Source organism: Streptomyces sp. NBC_01497, assembly GCF_036250695.1.
Lineage (GTDB): Bacteria > Actinomycetota > Actinomycetes > Streptomycetales > Streptomycetaceae > Streptomyces.
The window spans coordinates 5,194,985-5,215,422 of record NZ_CP109427.1; the positions used below are offsets into that span (position 1 = coordinate 5,194,985).

10 protein-coding genes, 2 rRNA genes and 1 pseudogene are annotated in these 20,438 nt (G+C 68.4%); 11 read left to right on the forward strand and 2 right to left on the reverse strand.

Features of this window, described 5'->3' with window-relative positions; all coding sequences use genetic code 11:
* Positions 1-160: 160 nt before the first annotated feature.
* Complete coding sequence (locus OG310_RS21920; protein WP_329457569.1) at positions 161-1,531, forward strand: phosphomannomutase/phosphoglucomutase; 1,371 nt, start codon at positions 161-163, stop codon at positions 1,529-1,531.
* Positions 1,532-1,633: 102 nt separating this feature from the next.
* Here OG310_RS21920 and OG310_RS21925 read toward each other — a convergent pair whose 3' ends face one another.
* Positions 1,634-3,148 carry an MFS transporter gene (locus OG310_RS21925; RefSeq protein WP_443078709.1) on the reverse strand — a complete coding sequence of 505 codons (1,515 nt, stop codon included), beginning with the start codon at positions 3,146-3,148 and terminating at the stop codon, positions 1,634-1,636.
* A 265-nt stretch (positions 3,149-3,413) separates the two neighbouring features.
* Between OG310_RS21925 and OG310_RS21930 the strand changes: the two are divergent.
* The 7 genes and pseudogenes from OG310_RS21930 to OG310_RS21960 form a co-directional block, all read left to right on the forward strand.
* Positions 3,414-4,289, forward strand: a pseudogene (locus tag OG310_RS21930) (LysR family transcriptional regulator); the annotation flags it as partial.
* 637 nt (positions 4,290-4,926) lie between these two features.
* Entirely contained in the window at positions 4,927-5,109 is a 183-nt protein-coding gene (locus tag OG310_RS21935; RefSeq protein ID WP_329457571.1) for a Trm112 family protein, read from the forward strand.
* A 38-nt stretch (positions 5,110-5,147) separates the two neighbouring features.
* Positions 5,148-6,413 carry an SIS domain-containing protein gene (locus OG310_RS21940; RefSeq protein ID WP_329457572.1) on the forward strand — a complete coding sequence of 422 codons (1,266 nt, stop codon included), beginning with the start codon at positions 5,148-5,150 and terminating at the stop codon, positions 6,411-6,413.
* A 568-nt stretch (positions 6,414-6,981) separates the two neighbouring features.
* A complete protein-coding gene (gene manA, locus OG310_RS21945; RefSeq protein WP_329457573.1) occupies positions 6,982-8,163 on the forward strand; it encodes a mannose-6-phosphate isomerase, class I in 1,182 nt (393 codons plus the stop codon).
* Between the two features lie 119 nt (positions 8,164-8,282).
* On the forward strand, positions 8,283-9,263 hold the full coding sequence (locus tag OG310_RS21950; protein WP_329457574.1) for a cation diffusion facilitator family transporter: 981 nt from the start codon (positions 8,283-8,285) through the stop codon (positions 9,261-9,263).
* Positions 9,264-10,430: 1,167 nt separating this feature from the next.
* Positions 10,431-11,888: an adenosylhomocysteinase gene (gene ahcY, locus OG310_RS21955; protein WP_329457575.1), complete on the forward strand. Its 1,458-nt coding sequence runs from the start codon at positions 10,431-10,433 to the stop codon at positions 11,886-11,888.
* 210 nt (positions 11,889-12,098) lie between these two features.
* Positions 12,099-12,716: a hypothetical protein gene (locus OG310_RS21960; protein WP_329457576.1), complete on the forward strand. Its 618-nt coding sequence runs from the start codon at positions 12,099-12,101 to the stop codon at positions 12,714-12,716.
* A 23-nt stretch (positions 12,717-12,739) separates the two neighbouring features.
* Here the strand turns inward: OG310_RS21960 and OG310_RS21965 are convergent, their stop codons facing one another.
* Positions 12,740-13,699: an RDD family protein gene (locus OG310_RS21965; RefSeq protein WP_329457577.1), complete on the reverse strand. Its 960-nt coding sequence runs from the start codon at positions 13,697-13,699 to the stop codon at positions 12,740-12,742.
* Positions 13,700-13,802: 103 nt separating this feature from the next.
* On the opposite strand from OG310_RS21965, the gene OG310_RS21970 reads away from it, so the two are divergent.
* From OG310_RS21970 to OG310_RS21980, 3 genes are all read left to right on the forward strand, one after another.
* The gene (locus OG310_RS21970) at positions 13,803-14,810 is read left to right on the forward strand and encodes a stage II sporulation protein M (protein WP_329457578.1); all 1,008 of its coding nucleotides are present in this window, start codon (positions 13,803-13,805) and stop codon (positions 14,808-14,810) included.
* A gap of 634 nt (positions 14,811-15,444) precedes the next feature.
* Positions 15,445-16,969 (forward strand): 16S ribosomal RNA (locus OG310_RS21975).
* Positions 16,970-17,279: 310 nt separating this feature from the next.
* Positions 17,280-20,401 (forward strand): 23S ribosomal RNA (locus OG310_RS21980).
* Together the 16S and 23S rRNA genes form the textbook arrangement of a ribosomal RNA operon.
* The last annotated feature ends 37 nt before the right edge of the window (positions 20,402-20,438 follow it).

The window sequence follows — 20,438 nt, forward strand, 5'->3', positions numbered from 1 at the left end:
GCCGTCCGCTCCGCCCCGGCACTGTCCGCCCCCGCACTGTCCGCCCCGGCCGGTCCGTCCTGCAGTGCCCGCTCCTTTGGTGCCCGCCGCCGCCCGGGCCGGCGCCGACGGTACGGTGAGCCGATCTCGACTGCCCGTCCGACGACTCAGGAGACACCTGGTGGCTGATGCGGATCTCTCCCAGCTGGTGAAGGCCTACGACGTGCGCGGGGTGTACCCGGACCAGCTCGACGAGGGGCTTGCGGAACTCTTCGGAGCGGCGTTCGCCGAAGTGACCGGGGCACACGAGATCGTCGTGGGCCACGACATGCGCCCGTCGTCCCCCGCGCTGGTGGAGAGCTTCGCCCGCGGCGCGGCCGCCCGCGGCACGGACGCCACCATCATCGGTCTGTGCTCGACGGACCAGCTCTACTACGCGTCGGGTGCCCTGGGGCTGCCCGGCGCGATGTTCACGGCCTCCCACAACCCGGCGCGCTACAACGGCATCAAGATGTGCCGGGCCGGAGCGGCGCCGGTCGGCCAGGACACGGGCCTCATGGAGATCAGGACAAGGGTCGAGGAGATGCTCGCCACCGGCCTGCCGGACGCGGCGGACGCGGCGACGGGCCGGGTCACGACGAAGGACACGCTCGCGCCGTACGCGGCGTACCTGCGGGGCCTGGTCGACCTGACGGCGATCCGCCCTTTGAAGGTCGTGGTGGACGCGGGCAACGGCATGGCCGGGCACACCGTGCCGACCGTCTTCGAGGGCCTGCCGCTCGATGTGGTGCCGATGTACTTCGAACTGGACGGCACGTTCCCGAACCACGAGGCGAACCCGCTCGACCCGAAGAACCTGGTGGACCTCCAGGCCAGGGTGCTGGCGGAGGGCGCCGACCTGGGGCTCGCCTTCGACGGTGACGCGGACCGCTGCTTCGTGGTCGACGAGCGCGGCCGGGGCGTGTCCCCGTCGGCGATCACCGCGCTCGTCGCGGCGCGCGAACTGGCGGGGCACCCGGGCGCGACGGTCATCCACAACCTGATCACGTCGTGGTCAGTGCCGGAGGTCGTACGCGAACACGGCGGCGTGCCCGTCCGGACCCGCGTGGGCCACTCGTTCATCAAGCAGGAGATGGCCCGTACGGGTGCGATCTTCGGCGGTGAGCACTCGGCGCACTACTACTTCAAGGACTTCTGGAACGCCGATACGGGCATGCTGGCGGCGCTGCACGTCCTGGCGGCCCTCGGCGGCGGCCCGGCCCCGCTCTCGACGCTGCTGAGCGAGTACCAGCGGTACACGGGCTCCGGCGAGATCAACTCCACCGTCACGGACCAGCGGGCGCGGACGGAGGCGGTACGGGAGTTGTACGCGCGGCGGGACGACGTCACGTTCGACGACCTGGACGGCCTGACCGTGACGACGAAGGACTGGTGGCTGAACGTGCGCCCGTCGAACACGGAACCGCTCCTGCGCCTGAACGTGGAGGCGCGGGAGGCGGAGACCATGGCGGCGGTCAGGGACGAGGCCCTGAGGACGATCCGGGCGCGGTAGCCGGGATCGGCCGCACGCACAGGCACGCCGCTCGGGAGCGCGGGACCCCGGGACGGCCGGGAGCGGGTCCCCGGGGGTCCCCGGCCGGTCGGACACCCCCGCTCAGGACGTGCCCCCGGCCGGCACCCCCTCGGGCCGCGGCGTGCGGTCGCGGAGTGGCAGCAGGAACGGTGCCGCCAGCAGCAGCAGACCGGCGGCGGCGATCGCGGTACGGGGACCGGTGATGCCGGCCAGCAGACCGCACAGCGCGGTCGCGGCCGCGGTGGCGGCCTTGGTGGTGACCCTCCACGCGGTCAGCGTCCGGGTGACGCGGTCCGTCGCGGTCTGTTCGAGGCGGTATGCCGCGAACACCGGGTTGAACACGCCCGAACAGGTGATCACCCCGAGCTCGACGGCCATGACGAGCACGAGACCGGCCGTGCCGGGACGGAGGAAGGGGAGCCCGAGCAGCCAGCACGTGCGCAGGGACCCGGTCGTGAACAGCACCCTGTGCCGTCCGTACCGCGCGACCAGCCGGGGTGCGAGCCGCGAGCCCACCAGGCCGCCGACGCAGGGCACCGCGAACGCGAGACCGTACTGCCAGGGAGCGAACCCGAGCGGCCCGAGCATGAGGACGGCGAGCAGCGGGGACGTCGCCATGATCAGGCTGTTGACGAGGATCGAGTGGAAGAACAGCGGGCGCAGTGCCGGATGGGCCAGCAGGTAGCGCCAGCCGTCCAGCAGTCCGCCGGAGCGGCCCCGGAGCGGTGCGGTCACGGGAACCGCCGGCAGGGTCGGAGCGGTCGGTGTGCCGGATGCGTCCGCCGCTGCCTCCGCTGAGTTCGTCGCGGCGGATATGGCGGATACGGCGGATACGGCGGATGGGGGAGATCCAGCGGACGTGGGAGAGCCTGCGGACGCAGGTGATGCCCTTGGTACGGATGCCGGTGCCGGTGCCGGTGCCGGTGCCGGTGCGGGTACGGGTGCGGGTGCGGGCGTTGGCTTCGGCACGGTCGCCCCGGAGGCCTCCGCCCCGGTCCGCGTCCCGGCCGGTACCGGCCGGGTCTCCGTCCCGCCGATCGCCTGGATCCCCGCCGCCGACAGCAGGTAGCTGACCGCGTCGGCCAGTACCGTCGCCACCGGGCCGAGCAGCCCGATCGCCGCCCCGCCGAGCGGCGGCCCGAGCACGGTGGCGGTCCAGGTCGTGGACTCGAACCGGCCGCTCGCGACGAGCAGGTCCCCGGGACGCACCAGCGCTTTCATACAGGCGCCGGACGCGGCCGTGAAGGTGATGTCGGCCGCCGCCACGAGTACGGAAACGACCAGCAGTTGCGCGAAGCCGAGCAGGCCGGACGCGAACGCGACCGGGATGCTCACCACCGCCGCGAACCGGGTCAGGTCCATGGCCACCATCACCGGCCGCTTCCGCCGGAACTCGACCCAGGGTCCGAGCGGCACCGCCACCAGCGCGCCCACGGCCGGCCCCGTCGCCGCGAGCAGCGACACCTCGGTGGACCCGGTGTGCAGGACCAGGATCGCGATCATGGCGACCGCGTCGAACGCCAGCCACGTCCCGAACGTACTGACCGCGTACGCCGTCCAGAGCCACCCGAACTGCCGCCCCAGCGAGCGTCGCACGGATCGTCGCCCCGGCCCCCTCCCCGCCGGCCTCGCCGTCACGGTCCGCATGGAACCCATGGCACCCCTGCCCCTCACCGTCATCCGCTGCCGCTGCCGCTGCCGCTGCCGCTGCCGCCGTCGCCGTTGCTTTCACCGTCGCCACGGACGACCTCACGCCGACCAGCGAGATCAAAGCGAGTCACGGCCCCGCGAGCAAACAACCGATATCGCGTCCGGTCACAACCGCACGTTGTGCGACCGCGCACGGCTAGGGTGTGCCGCCATGCATCTCGACGCCGTGCGCACCTTCGTCGCCGTCGCAGGCGCGGGCCGGTTCCAGGAAGCCGCGGACGACCTCGCGATCACCCAGCAGGCCGTCTCGAAGCGCATCGCCGGGCTGGAGAAGGACCTCGGGGTACGGCTGTTCGACCGCACCGCGCGCGGTGCCCGGCTCACCATCGACGGCCAGGCGTTCCTGCCCCACGCCCACGACCTCCTCCGGGCCGAGGAGCGGGCCGCCGCCTCCGTGCGCCCAGGCCGTCGCGCACTGCGCGTCGACGTCATCGGCCGGCGGCTCGCGCCGTCCGGTCTGATGCGTGAGTTCCTGCGCGCGCACCCCGCGACCGAACTCGACCTCGTGGCGCTCCTCGACCTCGACGCGGCCGTCGACGCCGTGGGGTCAGGGGAAGTCGACGCGTCGTTCCGCGCCGTCACCCGGTCCGCCCGACAGCTGCCCACGGGGATCGGGACCGCCCGGATCTTCGACGAGGCCATCCAGCTCGTCACCGGCCGGGCCCACACGTTCGCGGACTCCGGGACCATCACGCCGACCCAGCTCGCGGGACACCGGATCCTGATGCCCGGCATCGTCGCGGGAACCGAATGGGCCGCGTACTACGAGGCGTTCGCCACCGCCTTCGGATTCACCATCGACACCGTGGGCCCACACTTCGGCACCGAACCGCTCCTCGACGTGATCGCCGGCTCCTCGACCCTGTCGACCTTCGTGGGCGAGGAGACACGGCTCGTCTGGCCCGCCGATTACGGCCTGCGACGGATCGCCCTGCGCCACCCGACACCTGTCTACCCGCACTCCCTGATCTGGCGGCGCGGCAACCCCCACCCCGCGCTGGCCGCGCTCCGCCGGCACCTCGGCGCGGACGGGCCCGAGTCATCGGGGCAACCCGAACGGCGGGGATCCGAACGGCGGGGACTCGAACGGTGGGGACCCGGACCGTCAGAGGGCCCCGGACCGTCCGACGGACTCGGCCGGCCCGACGAGCCGGATCGGCGCGATGGGCCTGATCTCATCACCGCACCCGATGCAATCACCGCACCCGATGCAGCCACCGCCCCTGATTCAACCGGCGCACCTGATCCAACCGGCGGACCCGAACCAGCCGATGGATCGGACCGGACCGATGGGCCCCCTCGCAGTGACGGTCCAGGAAGGCCCCGTGGATCGGGCCGGGATGCCGGTCGGGGTGCCGGCCGCCCCTCCGACCGGGACGAGGAGAAGTGGACACCGGGGTGGGCCCGCCGCGCGACCTGGGCGGCCCCGCCGGGAGGCGAGAGCGGCCGCAGAGGGCCCACCAGGGACGGCGGCTGACCCGCGATCGAGACCGGCGGACCCTGCTCCGAGGCTGTGCGCGGTCCCCGGAGGCGGCGCCCCGGACACGGCTCCGCCGGGACCGTCGCGTCCGAACCTCGAACCGGTAGGCACCGCGCGGACGACTCCGTCCTCACCGGCGGTACGCTGACGAGGCCAGACACCCAGCCCGAAGGGACCCCCACTCATGCCGCTCGAAGCCGGCCTCCTGGAGATCCTCGCCTGCCCGGCCTGCCATGCGCCGCTCAGTGACCAGACCTCGGCGGACACCCCCGAGCTGGTCTGCACGAACGAGGACTGCGGCCTCGCATACCCGGTGCGCGACGAGATCCCCGTACTGCTCGTGGACGAGGCCCGCCGCCCGGCGTAAACGCACGGACGCGTACAGACGGCCCGGAGGCCCACACCATGCTCGACGAGTCGATGCTCGACGCCCCGGACGGCCTCGCCCGCGCCGACCGTCGCGGCCTGCTGCGCGGTGCCGCCGAAGCGGGGGCCCGCGTACGGACGGCGGTGCGGAACGCCGAAGAGGCCGGTATCGCCCGCCTCAACCCCGAGGGCCGGCCCCGTTCCGTCATGGTCGCGGGCTCCGGCGCCGCGGCCGCTACCGTGGCCGACCTGATCGGTGCCCTCGCCGGTTCGGTGGCGCCGATCACCCGCCTGCGTCCCGTCGGTGTCGCGCCCGCGGCCGGTGCCCTGCGCTGGTCGTTGCCCGGCTGGACCGGCGCCGTGGACCTGCTGCTGATCGTCACCACCGACGGCGGCGAGCCGGGCCTCGCCCTCCTCGCGGAGCAGGCGTACCGCCGTGGATGCACCGTGGTCGCCGTGGCACCCGCGGGCTCCCCGCTGACGGAGACCGTCGACGGCGCACGCGGCCTGATGGTGCCGATGGCCACCACCCCGTCACAGCGGTACGAGAGCCCGTACGACCCGCGCGACGGTGACCGGTCCCCGGCCGGAGACGGTGCCCGCGACCGTGACGGGGACGGGGCCCGCGCCGAGCCCGGGAGCCACGGCTACCGCCGCCTCGGAGAGCCCGCCGCGCCCCGACCCGAGGCCGTCCCGGCGAGCCCGGGCGCGCTCTGGGCCCTGTTCACCCCGCTGCTGGTGCTCCTCGACCGCATCGGCCTCCTCACGGCGCCGCCCGAGACCCTCAACCTGCTCGCGGACCGTCTCGACCGCGTCGCCGAGCGCTGCGGCCCGGCGATCGCCACCTACAGCAACCCGGCCAAGACGCTCGCCGCGGAACTCGCCGAGAGCCTGCCGCTGATCTGGACGGAGGGCGCCGCGACGGCGCCCGTCGGACGCCGGTTCGCGACCGTACTCGCGGAGCTGACCGGCAGGCCGGCGCTCGCCGCCGAACTCCCGGAGGCGCTGGCGTCGCACGGCGCGCTGCTGCGCGGCGTGTTCGCGGGAGGCGGCGACCCGGACGACTTCTTCCGTGACCGTGTCGAGGACCCGGCGGCGCTGCGGGCCCGAGTCGTCCTGCTGCGGGACCGCCCGGCCGACTCCCTCTCGGCCGCGCCCGCCGCGCGCGAGGCGGTGAGCGCGGAGAACACCCCACTCAGCGAACTGGAGCCGGAGGAGGGGAGCGAACTCGAAGCCCTCGCGGAACTCGTCGCCGTCACCGACTTCACGGCGGCGTACCTGACACTGGCGACGCCCGACCTCTGACGCCCACCGCACCCGCGGCCGACGACGCTGTCGGGCGACGGAGCGGCCCCGGCCCACGCCCGCCCGCTCGTCCACCGCCCGACGGGGGTAACGAGCAACCGCGCGGCGGCCCTTCCCGCCGGGCCGCCGATCGTGACCGGGGCGGGAGCCTCACGGCCCCCGGCAGGTCGATGGGCCGACAGGCCCGCTTCCTGTCCGCGTCCGGGTCCTGATCCTGCGCGGGACCGGGTCCTGATCCTGCGCGGGACCGGGTCCTGATCCTGCGCGTTGACCGGGTCCGGTCAGCGGTCACGACGCCGGACAGGCCCGAACCCCACCCGTAATCCCCGCCACCGACCAGCCCGAACCGGAGCCGGAGCCGGAAGGCAGAAACCGAAACCGGAACCGGAAGGCAGAAACCGAAACCGGAACCGCAAGGCAGAAACCGGAGCCGGAGCTGGAGCCGGAAGGCAGAAATCGAAACCGGAACCGGAACCGGAACCGGAACCGGAACCGGAACCGCAAGCGTGACGCGGACCCGAACCCGCTCGCGCCCCTCATCCCGACTCGAAGGAAGCAGGCCCGCCCCATGGACCGCCTCTCCAACCCCGTGCGCCCCTACGCCTGGGGCTCCACGACCGCCATCCCCGAACTCCTCGGCATCGAGCCCACCGGCGAACCCCAGGCCGAGCTCTGGATGGGCGCCCACCCCGGAGACCCCTCGCGTGTGGTCCGTACCGCCGAGGACGGCACCTCGCGCGAACGCGCGCTCTCCGACGTCATCGCCGCCGATCCGGAGGCGGAACTCGGCGCCGCGGCCGTCGCGAAGTTCGGGCCGCGCCTGCCCTTCCTGCTGAAGGTCCTCGCCGCGGGGTCCCCGCTGTCGCTCCAGGTCCACCCCGATCTGGCCCAGGCACGGGAGGGCTACGCCGACGAGGAGCGCAGGGGCGTCCCGATCGACGCGCCGCAGCGCAACTACAAGGACGCCAACCACAAACCGGAACTCATCTGCGCGCTCACCCCGTTCGAGGGTCTGTGCGGCTTCCGGGCCGCCGCCGAGGCCGCCGCGACGCTGGAGGCGCTGAACGTCGACTCGCTCAAGCCGTACGTGGACCTGCTGCGCGCCCGACCGGAGGAGGCCGCACTGCGCGAGGTCCTCACGGCCGTGCTGTCGGGCGACCCGGCCGAGATGGCCGCGACCGTGACGGAGGCCGCTGCCGCCGCCGAACGGCTCGGCGGCCCGCACGCGACGTACGCGTCGATCGCCCGCCACTTTCCCGGCGACCCCGGCGTTCTCGCCGCGATGCTGCTGAACTCCGTGACGCTCCGGCCCGGCGAGGCGATGTTCCTCGGAGCCGGCGTCCCGCACGCCTACCTGAGCGGCCTCGGGGTGGAGATCATGGCCAACTCGGACAACGTCCTGCGCTGCGGCCTCACCCCCAAGTACATCGACGTGCCCGAGCTTTTGCGCGTCGTCCGCTTCGTGCCGGCCGACCCGGGTGTACTGCGTCCGGAACCCGACGCCGACGGTGCGGAGGTCTACGCGACGCCCATCGACGAGTTCCGCCTCTCGCGCCACGTCCTCACCGGGGACGGTGGGCCCCGTGACCTGACGGCTCCGTCCGCGCCGCAGATCCTGCTGTGCACGTCCGGCGCTCCCCGCGCGAACGATCTGGACCTGAAGCCCGGCGACTCCGTGTTCGTACCCGCCGGCGAGAAGACCGAACTGTCCGGTACCGGGACCGTTTTCCGGGCCACCGTGGTCATCTGACCGTCCGTCCCGCCACGGCGGTGTCGTGCGGCTGCAACAATGACCGGCCGTACGTACGGCGTACACCCGGTCCCGGGACGACCGGGACCATCACCGCGAGAAGGGACATCGCGCACCTCATGAGCGCGCAAGGCGGAACGAAGGCGATCGTGGCGGCGCTCGGCGCCAACCTCTCGATCGCGGTGGCCAAGTTCGTGGCGTTCCTGTTCAGCGGATCGTCCTCGATGCTCGCGGAGGCGGTCCACTCGGTCGCGGACTCCGGGAACCAAGGACTGCTGCTCCTCGGGGGCAAGCGCGCCAAGCGCGCGGCCACCGAGGAGCATCCGTTCGGCTACGGGCGCGAACGCTACATCTACGGCTTCCTGGTATCGATCGTCCTGTTCTCCGTCGGTGGCATGTTCGCGGTCTACGAGGGGTTCGAGAAGGTCAAGCACCCGCACCCGCTGGACGACTGGTACTGGCCCGTCGGCGTTCTCGTCTTCTCGATAATCGCCGAGGGCTTCTCGTTCCGTACGGCCATGAAGGAGTCGAACCTGACGCGTGGGTCCATGTCCTGGATGGAGTTCATCCGCCGGGCCAAGGCCCCTGAGCTGCCCGTCGTGCTGCTGGAGGACTTCGGCGCCCTGATCGGCCTGGTGTTCGCCCTCGCGGGTGTCGGCCTCGCGCTCGGCACCCACGACGGCATCTGGGACGGCATCGGCACGTTGTGCATCGGCACGCTTCTCATCGTCATCGCGCTGGTCCTGGCCGTGGAGACCAAGTCGCTCCTGCTGGGGGAGTCCGCGGGCGCCGAGCAGGTGACGAAGATCCGCGAGGCCGCCGTCGACGGCGAGAGCGTGACCCGCGTCATCCACATGCGTACGCAGCACCTCGGCCCCGAGGAACTGCTCGTCGCCGCCAAGATCGCCGTACGGCACGACGACACGGCCGTCGAGGTCGCGGCGGCCATCGACGCGGCGGAAGCACGGATCCGCGCGGCCGTACCCATCGCGCGGGTCATCTACCTCGAACCCGACGTCTACAGCGAGAAGGCGGCGGCAGCGGGCGACGACCCGGCCGCCACACCCGGCGGCCCGGGCTCCGCCCCCGAGGACCACTGACGGGGCGAACGCCCCGACGGCGACTGCCCCGGGTCCGGGGCACTCGCCGACAACCGGCCCCCGGGGCGCACGCCGACAGCCCGGAGCATGCGCAGACGCCCGCCAGCACCACGGATACCGGCCACGGATACCGGCCACGGAAGCCGGTCGCGGAAGCCGGCTGCGGATACCGGTCGCGGAAGCCGGTCGCGGAAGTCGGCCACGGATACCGGCCACGGAAGCCGGTCGCGGACCTCCGCGGCCGGCTTCTCCTCTGTCCACTGGTCCACCCTGATCCACGCCTCCGACCCCTGGTCCCGGGCCCCCCACGCGACCCCCGGCCCCCGACCCGCCCCGGCCCCCGACGTCTGGGGACCGGGTTCCCCACCCCTGCGCGAGACCCAACTCCCGCGGCCGAGCTCCCTTCTCCGCCTCCGCCTCCGCCAACCGGCACTGCCTCCGCACGGCAGTGCGGGCCTTCGCGGGCCCTTGCGGACGCCCCCGAGAGAGGGCCGAATCATCCCGGCGCGTACCCCGGCGCCCGAACGGCCCAGCCTGTCTCAGCGCGAAGGCCCCGGACCAGCCCGCCCGGCCTCAGGCCTCCGACCGGCCTGCCCGGCCTCAGGCCTGAGGGCGGCCAGGACTGGAGTGGCCGGGACCGGAGCGGCCAGGACTGGAGCGGCCGGGACTAGAGCGGCCTGGGCTGGAGTAGCCGGGCCTGGATCGGCCGGGACTGTAGCGGCCAGGCCTGGATCGGCCGGGACTGGAGTGGCCAGGTCCGGAGGGGCCGTGCCAGGCGGCGGCCCGGGCCTGCCCCGGAGCAGGCAGGCGTGGAGACCCGGTCAAGAGCGGCCTGCCCCGGAGCGATCCCACCGGTCCCCGCCCCCGCCGGGCCCGACCGGGGCGGCTCTCCACCCACGGTCCGTCGTCGCGTTTCACCGCCACGGTCCTCCACGACGGCGGTCCGGGTCTTCCCGTCCGCTGTGGCCGTCCGGCGCAACCGGTGTAGATTCGTCGGGAAGCCAGACGTCGCTGCTGATGGCGGTCGGGCGGTCCGCCTCGCGGACCGGCCGAGGGAGAGAGGGGCCCGACGGACTGCGCCGCGTAGGCTCGGGCATCCGTATGCCCGGCGCCGACAGAGCCAGCCGCACGCAATTCACCCTCGACCCTTACGAGGAGCAGCCCGAAATGACGACTGTCGCCAACCGACAGGACTTCAAGGTCGCCGATCTCTCTCTTGCCGAGTTCGGCCGCAAGGAGATCAACCTCGCCGAGCACGAGATGCCCGGCCTGATGTCGATCCGCAAGGAGTACGCCGAGGCGAAGCCCCTGGCCGGGGCCCGTGTCACGGGCTCCCTGCACATGACCGTGCAGACGGCCGTGCTGATCGAGACCCTCGTCGCCCTCGGCGCCGATGTCCGCTGGGCGTCCTGCAACATCTTCTCCACCCAGGACCACGCCGCCGCGGCCATCGCCGTGGGTCCCGACGGGACCCCGGACAACCCGCAGGGCGTGCCGGTCTTCGCCTGGAAGGGCGAGAGCCTCGCCGAGTACTGGTGGTGCACGGAGCAGGCCCTCACCTGGCCGAACTCGCCCACCGGCGGCCCGAACATGATCCTCGACGACGGTGGTGACGCCACCCTCCTCGTGCACAAGGGTGTCGAGTTCGAGAAGGCGGGCAAGGCCCCCGCGCCGGAGAGCGCGGACAGCGAGGAGTTCCGCGAGATCCTCACGCTGCTGAACCGCACGCTCGGCGAGAACCCGCAGAAGTGGACCAAGCTCGCCTCCGAGATCCGCGGTGTCACCGAAGAGACCACCACGGGCGTCCACCGTCTGTACGAGATGCACCGTGACGGTGACCTCCTCTTCCCCGCGATCAACGTGAACGACGCGGTGACGAAGTCGAAGTTCGACAACAAGTACGGCTGCCGCCACTCCCTGATCGACGGCATCAACCGCGCCACCGACGTCCTGATCGGCGGCAAGGTCGCGGTCGTCTGCGGTTACGGCGACGTCGGCAAGGGCTGCGCGGAGTCCCTGCGCGGTCAGGGCGCCCGAGTGATCATCACGGAGATCGACCCGATCTGCGCGCTCCAGGCGGCGATGGACGGCTTCCAGGTCTCGACGCTGGACGACGTCGTCGGCACGGCCGACATCTTCGTCACCACGACGGGCAACAAGGACATCATCATGGCCGCGGACATGGCCAAGATGAAGCACCAGGCGATCGTGGGCAACATCGGCCACTTCGACAACGAGATCGACATGGCCGGTCTCGCCAAGATCGACGGCATCGTCAAGTCCGAGGTGAAGCCCCAGGTGCACACCTGGGCCTTCCCCGACGGCAAGACGCTCATCGTCCTGTCCGAGGGTCGCCTGCTGAACCTGGGCAACGCGACGGGCCACCCGTCCTTCGTGATGTCCAACTCGTTCGCGGACCAGACCCTGGCCCAGATCGAGCTGTTCACGAAGCCGGAGGAGTACCCGGTCGGCGTCTACGTGCTGCCCAAGCACCTGGACGAGAAGGTCGCCCGTCTCCACCTGGACGCGCTCGGCGTGAAGCTCACCACCCTCCGCCCCGAGCAGGCCTCCTACATCGGCGTCGACGTGGCCGGCCCGTACAAGTCGGACCAGTACCGCTACTGACCGGTCGCGGCCTGCCGTCCACACGACGGCGGGCCATGTCCGGTCCGGCGACCGACGACAGGCCGTGTCCGCACCCTGGGTGCGTAGACGGCCGCATCGCCCGTCCCGTCAGGCCCCCGCACCCGGTGCGGGGGCCTGACCCCCGCCCAGGACCCGTCAGGGACCCGCCACCGGGTCCGCAGGACCGCACGAAGGCCACGACGAACCCCCATGCCCCGCGGCCGGTATTCGCTCCACGACCCGCACGATCACACCCCCCTCGCCCAGGAACACTTCCACTGCGCGCCCGGCCCCTCCGGCTGGCGCTATGTCGCCGAGACGACGACCCCTGCGGGCGCCCACACCGGATCCGTCGATCTGGCCCTCGACGAACACGGCCGCCCCATCCGCCTCGAAGTGCACGCCGGCGACTGGCAGGTACGCGGCGCCGCCCTCGACGGCGTCACCTGGGTCCGAACCGACCCCACCGGTATCCACGCCACGCAAGGCAACGTCCGGGCCCACTCCTTCACGGCCGGGTCCCCGGCCTTCCTCGTCGCCACCGCACGGCTGTTGCGCCTCACCCCCGCTTCCCCCGCCACACGCGTACGCCTCGTCGCCTTCACGGACCCCGTACTCGCCCCGCGCACCGTCGACCAGTCCTGGGCCCTGGTGAACAGTGAAGCGCACCCCACTGACAACGGCCCTCTGGTCGTGGACGAGTACCGGATCAACACCCTCGACACGGGCGAGCAGTACACGGTCCACCTCGCCGGGGACGTCGTCCTCGCGGCTCCCGGCATCGAGCTGGAGGACCTCCAGGACCCCCCTTCGACATTCCGCTCGTAACGCGCGAAACGGCCGCGAGTGCGTCAGGCCGGCGGGACGAACCCGGTGGCCGGCGGCGCCGGCGGCGTGACAGGGGGTCCGGACGCGGGCAGCACGGGCGTGACGGGAGGGCCGGCCGGCAGCACGGCAGGAGCCCACAGCGCACCGCCGGCCGCCGATGCGCCCCCGGCCACCGGCGTCCCGCCCGGTACGGCAGCAGCCACCGATGGCCGGCCAGACGCGGGGGAGCCCCCTTCACCGAACGCCCGCCGGGCGTCCCGCACCTGCCGCTCCTGGAGGACGGCGGCCAGGTAGGCGGCCGGTGGCACGCCCCCCGGCGCGGGCGCTCCGGTGCGCGCCGCGACATCGTTAGCCAGCCGCGTAGCCATCGACCGGCTGACGGCCGCGTCGAGCTGCCCCATCCGCGTCAGGTACTGCCGGACGGACAGCCACAACCCCTCGGGCACCGCGGAGAGATCGAGCTCGCCGAACCTACCCACGAGCCAGTGCGGCGGAGGCGGCGCGGCCGCCGACCGGGCCGCCGGAACCCGCTCCCGTACGACGAGCGTGCCGGCGAACACGTCACCGATCCGCCGCCCGCGCTCGGACACCAGCGAGGCGATGCAGGCGATCACGCCGAACGAGAAGAGGAGCTCCACGGCCCCCACCGCGCCGCGCACGAGCGCGTGCCGGAAGCGGATGGGCCCGCCGTCGTCCCGTACGACCCGCAGACCGCACGCCAGCTTTCCGAGCGAACGGCCGCGGCTGAGCGTCTCCACAGCGATGGGTACGCCGACAAGCACGAGCAGGAACGACGCCACCTGGAGAGCGGCGATCGCGGCATCGTCCAGTGAGCCCGCGCCGAACGCGACGGCCAGCGCGACCGCCACGTACGCGACCGCGACGACCACCGCGTCGACGGCGAAGGCGAGCACACGCGTGGGAAGCCGGGCGGGCCGCAGCCCCAGCACGACGGCCTCACCGGTCACCAGCAGCTCGTCCACGACCGGACCCCCCTCATCCCCACGGTCCCTCTGCCCCTGCGGGAGTCAGTCTGCCAAGCTGACGGCCAGCGCGCCGTACTAGTGCCTGGAGCAGCAGCCGATCATGGACCTCGACGTCTTCGTCACAGCCCACCGGGCCGAGTGGGAACGCCTGGACCTCCTTCTTCGCCGCGGCCGCCGCCTCACCGGTGCGGAGGCGGACGAACTCGTCGCCCTCTACCAGCGCGCTGCGACCCACCTCTCGCTGATCCAGTCGTCGGCACCCGACCCGATGCTGACGGCCCGGCTCACCCAGCTCGTCGCCCGCGCACGCGCCACGGTGACCGGCGTACGGCGTGCCTCCTGGCGGGACGCCGTCCACTTCCTCACCGAGGGGTTCCCGGCCGCGGTCTACCGGGCCCGCCACTGGTGGGTGCCGACGGCGCTGGTGTCCGTACTGCTCACGGTCGTCATGGGCTGGTGGATCGCCCACCACCCGGATGTGCAGGCCGCCATCGGGGCCCCGTCCGAGCTCCGGCAGATGACGCGGCCGGGCGGCGAGTACGAGACGTACTACTCCAGCCACCCGGAGGCCTCGTTCGCGGCGCAGGTGTGGACGAACAACGCCGAAGCGGCGGGCCTGTGCCTGGTGCTGGGGGCGTTCCTCTGTCTGCCGGTGGTCTGGATCCTGTTCACCAACGTGCTGAACCTCGCGGTCGGCGCGGGACTCATGACGTCCGCGGGCCGGCTGGACACCTTCCTCGCGCTGGTGCTGCCCCACGGACTGCTCGAACTCACGGCGGTGTTCGTCGCGGCGGGTACGGGCCTGCGCCTCGGCTGGACCGTGGTCGATCCGGGCCCGCTGCCACGCAGGACCGCTTTGGCGCAGCAGGGGAGAGCGGCGCTGGGTATGGCCGTAGGACTCGCGCTGGTGCTGTTCGTGTCGGGCTCGATCGAAGGATTCGTCACGCCGTCCGGCTTGCCGACATGGGCCCGCGTCTCCATCGGCGTCCTCGTCGAACTCGCCTTTCTCACCTATGTGTACGTGCTCGGCGGCAGGGCCGCGCGGGCCGGCGAGACCGGTGACGTGGAGATGACCGGCCGGAGCGCCGAACTCCCCGTCGCCGCCTGATGTGCACCCGACCCTCCTGACCTGTTACTCTCATCCGCACCCCAGGAAAACTGTTGACGCAGTCGCATGGGGGCAGTAGATTTGGATGGTTGCCCGGGGGCCGTTTGGACGGTCCGTGCGACAGGCGCTAATATCTACGAGGCTCACGCAGGGAATTGAATTCCTAGCGGGCCATTCGATTCGAAACTCAGACACTTCGAACGCTGAGAAATCAGCACTCGGAAGTCTGCTAGGATCGGTAACGCCGAAAGAGAAACGCGAAAGCGAATATCTGGAAGCAAAGCCCCTTCCGACGGGGAATCGGACGAAACAGAGTCTGATAGAGTCGGAAACGCAGGACAGCGAGACGGAAACACAGCAGGACAAAGAAATACCGAAGGGAAAGCCCGGAGGAGCCCCGGAAGGGAATCCAAAGGAAGCGTCCGTTCCTTGAGAACTCAACAGCGTGCTAAAAGTCAACGCCAGATATGTTGATACCCCGTCCATTATGCCGGGCGATCCGAATCTTCGGATGGTTCCGGTGGACGAGGTTCCTTTGAAGTAACACAACACAGCGAGGACGCTGTGAACCGCAGGGATTATTCCTTCCTGTGGTTCCGCTCCGAGTGGTGTCACCCCGTTTACGGGGAAAGCATTCACGGAGAGTTTGATCCTGGCTCAGGACGAACGCTGGCGGCGTGCTTAACACATGCAAGTCGAACGATGAAGCCTTTCGGGGTGGATTAGTGGCGAACGGGTGAGTAACACGTGGGCAATCTGCCCTGCACTCTGGGACAAGCCCTGGAAACGGGGTCTAATACCGGATATTGACGCACTCCTGCATGGGATGTGCGTGGAAAGCTCCGGCGGTGCAGGATGAGCCCGCGGCCTATCAGCTAGTTGGTGGGGTAATGGCCTACCAAGGCGACGACGGGTAGCCGGCCTGAGAGGGCGACCGGCCACACTGGGACTGAGACACGGCCCAGACTCCTACGGGAGGCAGCAGTGGGGAATATTGCACAATGGGCGAAAGCCTGATGCAGCGACGCCGCGTGAGGGATGACGGCCTTCGGGTTGTAAACCTCTTTCAGCAGGGAAGAAGCGAAAGTGACGGTACCTGCAGAAGAAGCGCCGGCTAACTACGTGCCAGCAGCCGCGGTAATACGTAGGGCGCAAGCGTTGTCCGGAATTATTGGGCGTAAAGAGCTCGTAGGCGGTTTGTCACGTCGGATGTGAAAGCCCGGGGCTTAACCCCGGGTCTGCATTCGATACGGGCAGACTAGAGTGTGGTAGGGGAGATCGGAATTCCTGGTGTAGCGGTGAAATGCGCAGATATCAGGAGGAACACCGGTGGCGAAGGCGGATCTCTGGGCCATTACTGACGCTGAGGAGCGAAAGCGTGGGGAGCGAACAGGATTAGATACCCTGGTAGTCCACGCCGTAAACGTTGGGAACTAGGTGTGGGTCACATTCCACGTGGTCCGCGCCGCAGCTAACGCATTAAGTTCCCCGCCTGGGGAGTACGGCCGCAAGGCTAAAACTCAAAGGAATTGACGGGGGCCCGCACAAGCGGCGGAGCATGTGGCTTAATTCGACGCAACGCGAAGAACCTTACCAAGGCTTGACATACACCGGAAAGCATCAGAGATGGTGCCCCCCTTGTGGTCGGTGTACAGGTGGTGCATGGCTGTCGTCAGCTCGTGTCGTGAGATGTTGGGTTAAGTCCCGCAACGAGCGCAACCCTTGTCCCGTGTTGCCAGCAGGCCCTTGTGGTGCTGGGGACTCACGGGAGACCGCCGGGGTCAACTCGGAGGAAGGTGGGGACGACGTCAAGTCATCATGCCCCTTATGTCTTGGGCTGCACACGTGCTACAATGGCCGGTACAATGAGCTGCGATACCGCGAGGTGGAGCGAATCTCAAAAAGCCGGTCTCAGTTCGGATTGGGGTCTGCAACTCGACCCCATGAAGTCGGAGTCGCTAGTAATCGCAGATCAGCATTGCTGCGGTGAATACGTTCCCGGGCCTTGTACACACCGCCCGTCACGTCACGAAAGTCGGTAACACCCGAAGCCGGTGGCCTAACCCTTGTGGAGGGAGCTGTCGAAGGTGGGACTGGCGATTGGGACGAAGTCGTAACAAGGTAGCCGTACCGGAAGGTGCGGCTGGATCACCTCCTTTCTAAGGAGCATTTCTTACCGGGTCCTTCGGGGTCCGGTCAGAGGCCGGTTCATCAGCGAATGTCTGGTGCCGGTTGCTCAAGGGTGGAACGTTGACTATTCGGCAGATCACGGATCATTGCTGCTAGTACTGTCCTTCGGGGCGTGGAATGCAGGGGTGGACGGGATGTGTCGGGCACGCTGTTGGGTGTCTGAGGGTGCGAGCGTTGCTCGCCCTTCGGGTTGCCGGCCCCAGTGAACTCGCCTGTTTGGGTGGGGTGATGGGTGGCTGGTCGTTGTTTGAGAACTGCACAGTGGACGCGAGCATCTGTGGCCAAGTTTTTAAGGGCGCACGGTGGATGCCTTGGTACCAGGAACCGATGAAGGACGTGGGAGGCCGCGATAGGCCCCGGGGAGCTGTCAACCGAGCTTTGATCCGGGGGTGTCCGAATGGGGAAACCCGGCAGTCGTCATGGGCTGTCACCCGCACCTGAACTCATAGGGTGTGTGGAGGGAACGAGGGGAAGTGAAACATCTCAGTACCCTCAGGAAGAGAAAACAATAGTGATTCCGGGAGTAGCGGCGAGCGAAACTGGATCAGGCTAAACCGTTCACGTGTGATACCCGGCAGGGGTTGCGTGGGCGGGGTCGTGGGAGTGGACTTTCATTGTCTGCCGGCAGTGAGGCGAGTCAGAAACCGTATGGATAGGCGAAGGGCATGCGAAAGGCCCGGCGTAGAGGGTAAGACCCCCGTAGCTGAAATCTGTACGGCTCGTTTGTTTATTTCCCAAGTAGCACGGGCCTCGAGAAATCCTGTGTGAATCTGGCGGGACCACCCGCTAAGCCTAAATATTCCCTGGTGACCGATAGCGGATAGTACCGTGAGGGAATGGTGAAAAGTACCGCGGGAGCGGAGTGAAATAGTACCTGAAACCGTGTGCCTACAAGCCGTGGGAGCGTCGCATGCAAGCTTGCTTGCATGTCGTGACTGCGTGCCTTTTGAAGAATGAGCCTGCGAGTTTGCGGTGTGTTGCGAGGTTAACCCGTGTGGGGGAGCCGTAGCGAAAGCGAGTCCGAATAGGGCGATTTAGTAGCGCGCTCAAGACCCGAAGCGGAGTGATCTAGCCATGGGCAGGTTGAAGCGGCTGTAAGAGGTCGTGGAGGACCGAACCCACCAGGGTTGAAAACCTGGGGGATGACCTGTGGTTAGGGGTGAAAGGCCAATCAAACTCCGTGATAGCTGGTTCTCCCCGAAATGCATTTAGGTGCAGCGTCGTGTGTTTCTTACCGGAGGTAGAGCACTGGATAGGCGATGGGCCTTACCGGGTTACTGACCTTAGCCAAACTCCGAATGCCGGTAAGTGAGAGCACGGCAGTGAGACTGTGGGGGATAAGCTCCATGGTCGAGAGGGAAACAGCCCAGAGCATCGACTAAGGCCCCTAAGCGTGCGCTAAGTGGGAAAGGATGTGGAGTCGCAGAGACAACCAGGAGGTTGGCTTAGAAGCAGCCACCCTTGAAAGAGTGCGTAATAGCTCACTGGTCTAGTGATTCCGCGCCGACAATGTAGCGGGGCTCAAGCGTACCGCCGAAGTCGTGTCAATCCAGCGTATAGCCCCAACGGGTGCTGGGTTGGGTAGGGGAGCGTCGTGTGCCGGGTGAAGCCGCGCCGGAAGGCAGTGGTGGACGGTTCACGAGTGAGAATGCAGGCATGAGTAGCGATTCACACGTGAGAAACGTGTGCGCCGATTGACTAAGGGTTCCTGGGTCAAGCTGATCTGCCCAGGGTAAGTCGGGACCTAAGGCGAGGCCGACAGGCGTAGTCGATGGATAACCGGTTGATATTCCGGTACCCGCTGTAGAGCGTCCAGTATCGAATCCTCTGATGCTAAGGCCGTGAAGCCGCCCTGATCTCTTCGGAGTTGAGGGGAGTGGTGGAGCCGCCGGTCCAAGGTGGTAGTAGGTAAGTGATGGGGTGACGCAGGAAGGTAGTCCATCCCGGGCGGTGGTTGTCCCGGGGTAAGGGTGTAGGACGTGTGGTAGGTAAATCCGCCATGCATGTGTCTGAGACCTGATGCCGAGCCGATTGTGGTGAAGTGGATGATCCTATGCTGTCGAGAAAAGCCTCTAGCGAGTTTTATGGCGGCCCGTACCCTAAACCGACTCAGGTGGTCTGGTAGAGAATACCGAGGCGTTCGGGTGAACTATGGTTAAGGAACTCGGCAAAATGCCCCCGTAACTTCGGGAGAAGGGGGGCCATTCTTGGTGATCTGTCTTGCACAGTGAGCTGGGGGTGGCCGCAGAGACCAGCGAGAAGCGACTGTTTACTAAAAACACAGGTCCGTGCGAAGCCGTAAGGCGATGTATACGGACTGACGCCTGCCCGGTGCTGGAACGTTAAGGGGACCGGTTAGTCACATTTCGGTGTGGCGAAGCTGAGAACTTAAGCGCCAGTAAACGGCGGTGGTAACTATAACCATCCTAAGGTAGCGAAATTCCTTGTCGGGTAAGTTCCGACCTGCACGAATGGCGTAACGACTTCTCGACTGTCTCGACCATAGGCCCGGTGAAATTGCAGTACGAGTAAAGATGCTCGTTTCGCGCAGCAGGACGGAAAGACCCCGGGACCTTTACTATAGTTTGATATTGGTGTTCGGTTCGGCTTGTGTAGGATAGGTGGGAGACTGTGAAGCTTGGACGCCAGTTCAGGTGGAGTCATTGTTGAAATACCACTCTGGTCGTGCTGGATGTCTAACCTGGGTCCGTGATCCGGATCAGGGACAGTGTCTGATGGGTAGTTTAACTGGGGCGGTTGCCTCCCAAAGGGTAACGGAGGCGCCCAAAGGTTCCCTCAGCCTGGTTGGTAATCAGGTGGTGAGTGTAAGTGCACAAGGGAGCTTGACTGTGAGACTGACGGGTCGAGCAGGGACGAAAGTCGGGACTAGTGATCCGGCGGTGGCTTGTGGAAGCGCCGTCGCTCAACGGATAAAAGGTACCCCGGGGATAACAGGCTGATCTTCCCCAAGAGTCCATATCGACGGGATGGTTTGGCACCTCGATGTCGGCTCGTCGCATCCTGGGGCTGGAGTCGGTCCCAAGGGTTGGGCTGTTCGCCCATTAAAGCGGTACGCGAGCTGGGTTTAGAACGTCGTGAGACAGTTCGGTCCCTATCCGCTGCGCGCGCAGGAGTCTTGAGAAGGGCTGTCCCTAGTACGAGAGGACCGGGACGGACGAACCTCTGGTGTGCCAGTTGTCCTGCCAAGGGCATGGCTGGTTGGCTACGTTCGGGAGGGATAACCGCTGAAAGCATCTAAGCGGGAAGCCTGCTTCGAGATGAGGACTCCCACCCACTTGATGGGGTAAGGCTCCCAGTAGACGACTGGGTTGATAGGCCGGAGATGGAAGCCAGGTGACTGGTGGAGTTGACCGGTACTAATAGGCCGAGGGCTTGTCCATAGATGCTCGCGTCCACTGTGTTGGTTCTGAAACCACG

Bases quoted from the DNA above. Each gene is read 5' to 3' on its own strand.
- OG310_RS21970 (WP_329457578.1), top strand. From the start codon at position 13,803: ATGGACCTCGACGTCTTCGTCACAGCCCACCGGGCCGAGTGGGAACGC.
- OG310_RS21960 (WP_329457576.1), top strand. From the start codon at position 12,099: ATGCCCCGCGGCCGGTATTCGCTCCACGACCCGCACGATCACACCCCC.
- OG310_RS21940 (WP_329457572.1), top strand. From the start codon at position 5,148: ATGCTCGACGAGTCGATGCTCGACGCCCCGGACGGCCTCGCCCGCGCC.
- OG310_RS21935 (WP_329457571.1), top strand. From the start codon at position 4,927: ATGCCGCTCGAAGCCGGCCTCCTGGAGATCCTCGCCTGCCCGGCCTGC.
- OG310_RS21950 (WP_329457574.1), top strand. From the start codon at position 8,283: ATGAGCGCGCAAGGCGGAACGAAGGCGATCGTGGCGGCGCTCGGCGCC.
- manA (WP_329457573.1), top strand. From the start codon at position 6,982: ATGGACCGCCTCTCCAACCCCGTGCGCCCCTACGCCTGGGGCTCCACG.
- ahcY (WP_329457575.1), top strand. From the start codon at position 10,431: ATGACGACTGTCGCCAACCGACAGGACTTCAAGGTCGCCGATCTCTCT.